At 46.7% G+C, this 7,992-nt stretch carries 11 protein-coding genes and 1 tRNA gene; 4 read left to right on the top strand and 8 right to left on the bottom strand.

Features of this window, described 5'->3' with window-relative positions; all coding sequences use genetic code 11:
- The 5 genes from RMO27_RS04790 to RMO27_RS04770 all read right to left on the bottom strand — a co-directional run.
- On the bottom strand, nucleotides 1-851 hold an 851-nt coding region (locus RMO27_RS04790), incomplete at its 3' end, for an asparaginase (protein ID WP_309729747.1).
- 110 nt (nucleotides 852-961) lie between these two features.
- Nucleotides 962-1,468 carry a CGLD27 family protein gene (locus tag RMO27_RS04785; protein WP_309729744.1) on the bottom strand — a complete coding sequence of 169 codons (507 nt, stop codon included), beginning with the start codon at nucleotides 1,466-1,468 and terminating at the stop codon, nucleotides 962-964.
- A 59-nt stretch (nucleotides 1,469-1,527) separates the two neighbouring features.
- Complete coding sequence (rsfS, locus tag RMO27_RS04780) at nucleotides 1,528-1,980, bottom strand: ribosome silencing factor (protein WP_309729741.1); 453 nt, start codon at nucleotides 1,978-1,980, stop codon at nucleotides 1,528-1,530.
- A 100-nt stretch (nucleotides 1,981-2,080) separates the two neighbouring features.
- A complete protein-coding gene (gene yqeK / locus RMO27_RS04775) occupies nucleotides 2,081-2,686 on the bottom strand; it encodes a bis(5'-nucleosyl)-tetraphosphatase (symmetrical) YqeK (RefSeq protein ID WP_309729738.1) in 606 nt (201 codons plus the stop codon).
- Between the two features lie 180 nt (nucleotides 2,687-2,866).
- Nucleotides 2,867-2,951: transfer RNA gene (locus RMO27_RS04770), tRNA-Ser, on the bottom strand.
- Nucleotides 2,952-3,137: 186 nt separating this feature from the next.
- On the opposite strand from RMO27_RS04770, the gene RMO27_RS04765 reads away from it, so the two are divergent.
- The 4 genes from RMO27_RS04765 to RMO27_RS04750 all read left to right on the top strand — a co-directional run bounded on the left by RMO27_RS04765 (nucleotide 3,138) and on the right by RMO27_RS04750 (nucleotide 6,240).
- On the top strand, nucleotides 3,138-3,506 hold the full coding sequence (locus RMO27_RS04765) for a 2Fe-2S iron-sulfur cluster-binding protein (protein ID WP_309729735.1): 369 nt from the start codon (nucleotides 3,138-3,140) through the stop codon (nucleotides 3,504-3,506).
- Between the two features lie 18 nt (nucleotides 3,507-3,524).
- Nucleotides 3,525-4,082: a thermonuclease family protein gene (locus RMO27_RS04760; RefSeq protein ID WP_309729732.1), complete on the top strand. Its 558-nt coding sequence runs from the start codon at nucleotides 3,525-3,527 to the stop codon at nucleotides 4,080-4,082.
- Nucleotides 4,083-4,343: 261 nt separating this feature from the next.
- Entirely contained in the window at nucleotides 4,344-4,688 is a 345-nt protein-coding gene (locus RMO27_RS04755) for an NAD(P)H-quinone oxidoreductase subunit M (protein WP_309729729.1), read from the top strand.
- Nucleotides 4,689-4,842: 154 nt separating this feature from the next.
- Nucleotides 4,843-6,240 (top strand): AMP-binding protein, encoded by a 1,398-nt coding sequence (locus RMO27_RS04750; RefSeq protein ID WP_309729727.1) that lies wholly within the window; start codon nucleotides 4,843-4,845, stop codon nucleotides 6,238-6,240.
- 108 nt (nucleotides 6,241-6,348) lie between these two features.
- On the opposite strand, the gene RMO27_RS04745 is transcribed toward RMO27_RS04750, so the two are convergent.
- Genes RMO27_RS04745 through psb28 form a run of 3 tightly spaced genes read right to left on the bottom strand, consistent with a single transcriptional unit; the run spans nucleotide 6,349 to nucleotide 7,761 of the window.
- A complete protein-coding gene (locus tag RMO27_RS04745) occupies nucleotides 6,349-6,813 on the bottom strand; it encodes a hypothetical protein (RefSeq protein WP_309729722.1) in 465 nt (154 codons plus the stop codon).
- Between the two features lie 57 nt (nucleotides 6,814-6,870).
- Entirely contained in the window at nucleotides 6,871-7,407 is a 537-nt protein-coding gene (locus RMO27_RS04740) for a molybdenum cofactor biosynthesis protein B (protein ID WP_309729719.1), read from the bottom strand.
- Between the two features lie 12 nt (nucleotides 7,408-7,419).
- On the bottom strand, nucleotides 7,420-7,761 hold the full coding sequence (gene psb28, locus RMO27_RS04735) for a photosystem II reaction center protein Psb28 (RefSeq protein ID WP_309729715.1): 342 nt from the start codon (nucleotides 7,759-7,761) through the stop codon (nucleotides 7,420-7,422).
- Between the last annotated feature and the right edge of the window lie 231 nt (nucleotides 7,762-7,992).

Genomic DNA, 7,992 nt, shown 5'->3' with positions numbered 1-7,992 from the left:
CAGCCCATCTGATGCAGGAGCTGAATTGCTGCGGCGTATTTAGCCCGCTTCGAGCCGTCGCTGGCTTTGATTGTCAACCCCATCCCCTCGCCAACTCTGCCAATACACTGAATCCCTTCGGCTCCCGCCTTGCTGACTAGTTCGCCTTGAGTGAGTTTCATCAGTTGGGTATCAAATCGATCGGTGCCCGCGATCAGTTCGGGATGGTGAGTCATCGCACGGACGATCCGCTCTAGATCCAAACTTTCGCCAGACGCCAGATAAGCATACAGGGTCGCCATTTGGGAGATCGGCATCAGATAGACGGGCGCACCACAGTCGTCATGGACGCCGATAAACTCATCTGGCGGCATTTTGAGAATTTCGGCAAATTTGCTCAAAATGAGTCTTTGCAATGGATGCGTCCGCTCTAGATAGTTAGCGAGCGGCCAATTGTGAGCGCGACAAACTGCCAACATCCCCGCATGTTTGCCAGAACAGTTGTGTTCTAAGGGGCTGGTTTTGCCGGATGGCGTCGGACATTTGAGCGCATTGGTATCGATGTCAGCCCGCCAGAGAATATTAAACACTTGGCGAGTGTGAATAATTTCCGCAGCGTGAGAGCTGCACATAATCGCCAAATCTCGATCGGCAAGCTGATAACGTTCTAAAATCCCATTACTCGTCACCGCGATCGCTTGAAACGGTTTGAGTGCCGATCGAATGAAGGTCGGATGTTCGGCATCACCAGCCACCGATAAAACCCGTCCTCGGCTATCGCAAACAACGGCTTGAACTTTGTGGACGGATTCGATAATTCCTTCTCGTAATAAGCTGACGGTTAGGGCTGGTGATTTCGTACGTTGAGCCATTTTAGAGAGTTGGGAGTTGGGAGTTGGAAGTTGGAAGTTGGGAGAGTTAAAAATCAACCGTGATGTAGCGAGCCACACATCGTATTTAACATCCATTTAGCTGTAGTCAATTACCAATTTACAAACAATAGCCAGTAGCTAACTACCGCGATCGCTAATCCGATTAAGGTGAAAAAGGTGGTTTTGATCCGGTGGAGAATGGGTTGAATTTCATAGCTGACTAATAATCGATCGCGAGTGAGGATTTCTGGTGTTTTGATCCAGGTTTGACCATCATACCAGCCCGATTCTTCATAAAAAATCGACTCTCCATACAAGCGATTTTTGACATAAATCCAGCCGAGATACAATCTGATCGCCGCTAAAGCAATAAATACCAAACTGCCCCCGATCGCCCAAACTCCAAATTGGATTGGATACTTAGCGATCGGGAAACTAGCCGCAGCCAATGGAGCTGTGACGATCAGACTCCAAGCTCCCACCCATAATAATTTGGTAATATATTTGCTCGGCTCTAATTTCACCCAACCAAAAAACCAAGAACTTTGAAGTTCTTGATATTCATTGATTGGTTGTTGTTCTTTGGGAACCGGACAAAAAGAACTAGAATTACTCATCAGTTGACAATTGAAATTAGACGTTCTAAATACTTGGCAGTGAAAACTGCCAAGCCAATTTAAATTTGGTCGGGATTAGGATCGTAAACATTATGGGTCGAGCCGTAGCTTTTGGCTTCTATGTGCGGTAATGCCACAGTCGTACCATGTCCCCAGAAAGCTTCGAGATCGTAAAATTCTCGTTGCTCTGGCATCATAATATGTACGATCAGATCGCCATAGTCGAGCAAGATCCAGCCACCGCGATCTTGACCTTCAGTGCGCAATGGCAGTCGGTTGAACTTCTCTTCGATCTTATCGGCGATCGAACCCGAAATCGCACGGAGTTGCACCTTAGAAAAACCAGAGACGATCAGTAAGTAATCAGCCAGCGTAGATACTTCGGCAATATTAATTAACACCATATCGCCGGCTTTGCGATCGTCGGCCGCATCTGCGGCAAGGAAGGCTAATTGTTCGATCGTGTGGTCGAATTTTTGATTTGTATTTGTCAAAGTTGCGGTTTCAGTCATGAATTAAGGGGGTAGAGGGTAACGAGTGGATATTAGTGACATAGCCCCTAACATCCACCCAAAGATAGTTATTTAATTTCGATTGATGACGATCGAATCCTCAAGCCGGAATTCGATTCAGCGGAGCCGACGCGACGCGATCGAAACTCATCGTCATCGCCCAATTACGAGTCAGAATCGTGCGGGGATGGATGAGGCAACGGGTAGACAGCAGATATTTGAGTGAATAGTCACAAGCGTGCCAGACAGCTTGGTGCAAATCTCGATAACTGAGTTCGCGTAGAGCTTGTAACTCTGGCGTATCGCCGCGTCCGGCTTCAAGGGTATCGGCTAAGAAGATGATACAACTCAGTTGGCTCATCCCCGGCCGCCCCAAGGTATGATCGGCGATCGCGTGGAGTATTTCGGGATTGGTGACGCCAAATTCAGCTCTGGCGACAATTGCACTGACGTCGGCATGTAATAGGTGTGGGGCGGCTATATCCACTTCATCGATCGATAGTCCTTCGGCTCGTGCTAGTTCTAGTAAACGTTGGGGTTTGAAATATTTGGCCAAATCGTGCATCAACCCCGCTTGGGCGGCGATGTCTGGATCGAGTTGGTAATGTGTGGCAAGTTCGATCGCCATTTGTTCCACTCCCAGTATATGCTGGATTCGTTTGGGAGGGACGTTTTCATTCAACCAGGCGAGAATCTTTGCGCGCACGTTCGATACTTGGCGATAATGTTACCACTTACATTCTAGCTGGATTATCTCGGTCGCGCGATCGAATTAATAATTTTAATGGTGGGAACTACTCATAAATTAGCAACACTTCAACCGATCGAGGAGATCGCCAGCAAAAAAGCTTCAGACTCATTGAGTCTGAAGCTTTTTGACTAGATACGGAGAAGGTGGGATTCGAACCCACGGTAAGTTGCCCTACACAGCATTTCCAGTGCTGCGCCTTCGACCACTCGGCCACTTCTCCAACACTATGTGCGGATTTTGACGCTTGACTAGCATACCCTAGACTTTTAGTAACTGTCAACTGATAATGAATAGTGACTGGGGATCGCGCCGCGCTAAAAATTAATCCGATCGCCGAATTTTTCGATTACCTACGGTAGGCTGCGCCAACGCGTCCAGCCGCCACATCAGCTATGAGCTAGGCACTATGACTCGCAATTATCACGTCAAAATCTACAATCGCCAAACTCAGACACACCACGAAGTCACAGTGCCGAGTGATCGCTACATCCTTCAGAGTGCCGAAGCACAGGGTGTGAAACTCCCATTCTCCTGTCGGAATGGGGCGTGTACGGCTTGTGCCGTCCGCGTCAAATCGGGCGACGCGATCCAGCCAGAGGCGATGGGATTGTCACCAGAGTTGCAAAGCCAAGGTTACGCGCTCCTCTGCGTCAGCTACGCTCGATCGGATCTGGAAGTGGAAACTCAAGATGAGGATGAAGTCTACGAGCTTCAGTTCGGACAGTACTTTGGTAAAGGCAAAATTAAGTATGGAATACCCCTCGATGAAGGCTAAGTGCGAGGGAGTAGGGAGATGCTAAATTTTCACTGGCGTCAGCTCTTGGTGAGAGCATCGGGATTATTTTTACTAACTAGTTGCCAAGCATCGCCACCAAAATATTCAACCATCCAGATTAGTCGCGTCATCAGCGGACAATCAGTAGAATGGATCGATAAATCCCAACAACCACCAGTCATGCGTCAGGGTAGATTGATGGGTATCGATGCGCCAGATCTAGCCCAAGATCCCTGGGGCAAGCAAGCCAAGCAAAGATTGGAAGAATTAATCGGTTTACCTAGTAAAAGCACTGTCAGCGTCGAATTTGAGGGGGAGCCAGATCAATACGGACGCCAGTTTGTCTATCTGTGGAAGGAAGATCGCTTGCTCAACGAACAATTGCTCAAAGATGGTTATGCGTTGGCAAGTATGCGCAATGCCAGTGCTAGCAGCACGAGTGCGGCTGGTAGCAACAAATATCGCGAACGCTTACTGCGCGGCAGCCAATACGCCCGACTCATGGGTGAAGGCATCTGGAATCCCCAACAGCCGATGCGGATGAGTCCTGCGGAGTTTCGGAAGGAAGAACGGTGAGGGGAGTGGATAGTGGATAGTGGATAGTGGATAGCTAAGTTTTGGATTGGGTTTGAGATCTTTGGGAGGCGATCCCGATCTAAAATATAGATACTCGGCAATACTTGTTAGTTCTCTCCATCAACGATCAGTCAACACTCTTACCGATAGTCGTCTTTTATCAAGATGGTGGGCAGTATCTACCCAACAGTTCTTACTATTCACTACCCACTATCCACTATCCACTATTCACTATTCACTACCCACTATCCACTAAATTTAATGCTCCTAAAATCCACAACTCGTCACGTTCATATTTTCACAGCGGAAGTAAAGAATAATGAACTAATTCCCAGCGAACAAGCTTTGACACTAGACATCGATCCTGACAATGAACTGGTGTGGAGTGAAGATGCACTGCGTAAGGTTTACGGACAATTTGACGACTTGGTAGAATCTTACAGTGGTGCCGATCTGACTGAGTATAATTTGCGGCGGATCGGATCGGATTTGGAACATTTTGTGAGATCGCTACTCCAATGCGGCGAGATCGGTTATAATCTCGACAGTAGAGTGTTGAATTACAGCATGGGTTTACCCCAAGTAGTCAGTAAAAGCACTGATTAATCAGTTATCTACTGCACTATTGCTTTTTGAACACCTCTATATCTCGTTTACTCAACTTTATATCTCCTATTCCCTCTTCTACAATCGTGTAAGTAAGTAGTCGGGGGTAGTTTTTTTGGGTATTAACGATCGCCACAGTTGAGATGGGTTGAAGATGCCGCCGCCTTTGACAATATTCGATTCACCAGATCTACGTGAGATTGGGCAGTGGCTGTACGATCGATTTTGCCAGCAATTGCAGGCTGGATGGCTCATCAGCCATGATGGTGCAGTCATTATCGATTCTCTTTCAGAGAGGCTACGCCAACGAGCCGAGCAGTTAGTAACCAAATTTAGCCAGACTCGACCTAATTTTATCTCGATCGCGACTGCCGATCCGAGCGAATTTATCGCCCAGTTAATGGCGGGAACGCGATTGGGATTGCCGATCTTTTTGGGCAATCCACGCTGGGGTGCAGTGGAGTGGGCGCAAGTCGCTAGTTTGACATTACAGGTGGAGCCGCAGCATCAACACCTGATCATGATTCCTACTGGCGGCTCATCTGGAGTCATTAAATTTGTCACTCACACTTGGGCAACTTTGAGTGCCTCAGTCTGGGGATTTCAGGAGTTTTACGATCTAGCTGCAATTAATACTATCTGTACGTTGCCGCTCTATCATGTCAGTGGTTTGATGCAATTATGTCGATCGCTGTTGACTGATGGTAAGTTAGTTATTGTTGATTTTCGCGAGCTTTGTGCTGAGTCGAATTCTCAGATCGATCGGATCGAGATCGAAGATTATTTTATCTCACTAGTCCCGACGCAATTAACCAAATTATTGGATGTAGATACCCAGTGGTTGGGAAAGGTGCAAACGATTTTACTCGGTGGTGCGCCACCCAGTAGTGAACTATTAACTAGAGCAAGGACTGCGAATTTACCGATCGCTTTAACTTATGGAATGACAGAGACAGCCTCACAAATTGCTAGTCTCAAGCCAGCAGAATTTTTAGCTGGGTATCATAGTTGTGGCTTAGTTTTACCTCATGCCAAAATTGAAACTATTTTAGAGATCGATCGCGATCGATCTTTAGATTTAGAGCTTGATGCAGGTGCGCTTCGCATCCAGGCTAAATCATTAATGTTAGGCTATTTCCCAGATCTAACTTTGCCAACTTATTTTGAGCCTGACGATATCGGGACGTTTGATGAGCAAGGCTATTTAACTATTTTAGGTCGCAATAGTAACAAGATTATTTCCGGTGGTGAAAATATCTTTCCGATCGAAGTTATAAATGCGATTATGGCAACTGGATTGGTACAAGATGTCTGGGTAGTAGGTGTGCCCGATCGCTATTGGGGGCAAGCTGTAACAGCGATCTATGTAGCCAAAGATTTATCAGTTTCAGCAGCAACCTTAGCCACTGCAATCACTGGCAAAGTTAGTAATTATAAGATTCCCAAACACTGGATTCTGGTGGCTAAAATTCCCCGCAATAAGCTCGGTAAAATCTTAGATAGGGAAGTTCGATCGTTAGTCTCACATCATCTAGGAGTGAATAGTGGATAGTGGATAGTGGATAGTGGATAGTGAATAGTGAATAGTGGATGGTTGAATTCTTAGATTGGAATGCTTGTGATTTCAATCTAAAATAGAGGTAAACAACTTAGTATATTTTTATCTGCGCTCATTATTCGTGATGCAAAAATCTTTTGTGTTGTGATTTTTTTTGTTTTTATTAGCAGCAGTTATTGGTGTTTTGGTTGCGGTTGAGTTGTTGGATTGGTTAAACATTGTCGCGAGATCGGCTGTCGGAATACACCAGCTTTGCGGTTCTGAAAGAGCCGTAGCAGCCCGATTCAAGAGCTGAGTAGATTCTTGTTGCAAACTCGCACCGATTGGTTTGACGAGATCGTTAGAGATAAATCGATCGAAATCATCGGCATGTTTTTGGAGAGATTGTTTGTCCAACTGCCAACTTGTACCAGCAAACTTAGTTTTAAGTTCGAGATCGTTATCCACTAGCAATAGCACTTTGGCACCGAATGTTCCACTTGCTAACAAGAAAATAACGGCCACCCATAGCCAATTGTTAGAACTTTTTTTCTCAGGTTTTTTGTCGCTTTTTACAACGGGTTTCATGAAAAAGAGTTGGGAGTTGGGGGTTACAAAAAACAAATATTTCCAAGTTGTACTGCTCTACGCTGGATTCTCTATCCCCGATCTTGATAATTGGGTAACTAGATGAATGAGTTCGGGGAGGATCAGTTTTTCCAGCCCTAATCGGACGGCACCTTGGGAGCCTGGGAGCGAGAAGACGAGCAAGTCTCGATATGTCCCGGCAATCGCGCGGGAACCGATCGCGCGGGAACCAATTTCTTGGTAGCTTAGGAATCGAAAGATCTCGCCAAATCCTGGCAGCGTCTTGGTGAGGACGCTGGCAATCGCTTCGTAGGTGGTATCGCGGGCGGAGATACCAGTGCCACCATTGAAGACGATCACCTGAATGGGCGGTACCACACCAACAGCCGCTGCTAATTCGGCTCGAATCTGGGTTGGCTCGTCAGGAATAATCTGGTATCTGCCAATTTGATGTCCCTCAGCTTGCAACAATTGGCAGATTAATTGACCGCTACGATCGGTGTCAATCGTGCGGGTATCGCTGATCGTCACGACCGCACATTCGATCGAGATCGAGCGGTCATCTGGATGAGGTTGAGGTTGACGATCGAACATCGGCTAATTATTCTATTCTTCAGCTTTTTGGAAACCGAGGCCATTGGCAGCCGAGTAACGTTCCATAAAGCGCATAAACCGATCCCACTCAGCCGTAGAATTCATGATATAAATGGCTTCCAATGCTTCGGGTTTACCATTGACAAATTTGGCCTTGACTTCCCGCGTCACAATCTCGCCTTCTTCGTCGATCATATAGAGGCCAGTGACTTCCTCGCTGACGTCATTGCCGAGAATCGCGGGTTTCTCAAAGTAAAATGATGCTTTACCTTGTTCGCCTGTACGAGATTTGGTGAGCCGAACATCAGGAACGACAGGCTCGGTGGTTCCTCTGGAAAACTGGATTTCTGCCATGAATCAGCGTGGGTAATGTTATTTTCATATATTAGTCGATCGAGAGTTCTAATAATCGATCGATTAAGTCTGGTGTTGTGAAATTGGGGAGGCGAGAATGGCGGGGAGTGGATTTCAGATCGATCGGGATTTAGATCCTTATGCTTGGATCGATCGATCGTTGGTGACGATCAAGCAGGCGCATTGGCATCGATCTCCGCGCGCGATCGCCAGTTTGCCAGGTACAGAGGT

Source organism: Chamaesiphon sp. OTE_75_metabat_556 (genome assembly GCF_031378165.1).
Classification (GTDB): Bacteria; Cyanobacteriota; Cyanobacteriia; order Cyanobacteriales; family Chamaesiphonaceae; genus Chamaesiphon.
This window is presented reverse-complemented; position numbering and strand designations above follow the sequence as displayed.

Bases quoted from the DNA above. Each gene is read 5' to 3' on its own strand.
- RMO27_RS04785 (WP_309729744.1), bottom strand. From the start codon at position 1,468: ATGAGTAATTCTAGTTCTTTTTGTCCGGTTCCCAAAGAACAACAACCA.
- rsfS (WP_309729741.1), bottom strand. From the start codon at position 1,980: ATGACTGAAACCGCAACTTTGACAAATACAAATCAAAAATTCGACCAC.
- RMO27_RS04765 (WP_309729735.1), top strand. From the start codon at position 3,138: ATGACTCGCAATTATCACGTCAAAATCTACAATCGCCAAACTCAGACA.
- RMO27_RS04760 (WP_309729732.1), top strand. From the start codon at position 3,525: ATGCTAAATTTTCACTGGCGTCAGCTCTTGGTGAGAGCATCGGGATTA.
- RMO27_RS04755 (WP_309729729.1), top strand. From the start codon at position 4,344: ATGCTCCTAAAATCCACAACTCGTCACGTTCATATTTTCACAGCGGAA.
- RMO27_RS04750 (WP_309729727.1), top strand. From the start codon at position 4,843: ATGCCGCCGCCTTTGACAATATTCGATTCACCAGATCTACGTGAGATT.
- RMO27_RS04745 (WP_309729722.1), bottom strand. From the start codon at position 6,813: ATGAAACCCGTTGTAAAAAGCGACAAAAAACCTGAGAAAAAAAGTTCT.
- RMO27_RS04740 (WP_309729719.1), bottom strand. From the start codon at position 7,407: ATGTTCGATCGTCAACCTCAACCTCATCCAGATGACCGCTCGATCTCG.
- psb28 (WP_309729715.1), bottom strand. From the start codon at position 7,761: ATGGCAGAAATCCAGTTTTCCAGAGGAACCACCGAGCCTGTCGTTCCT.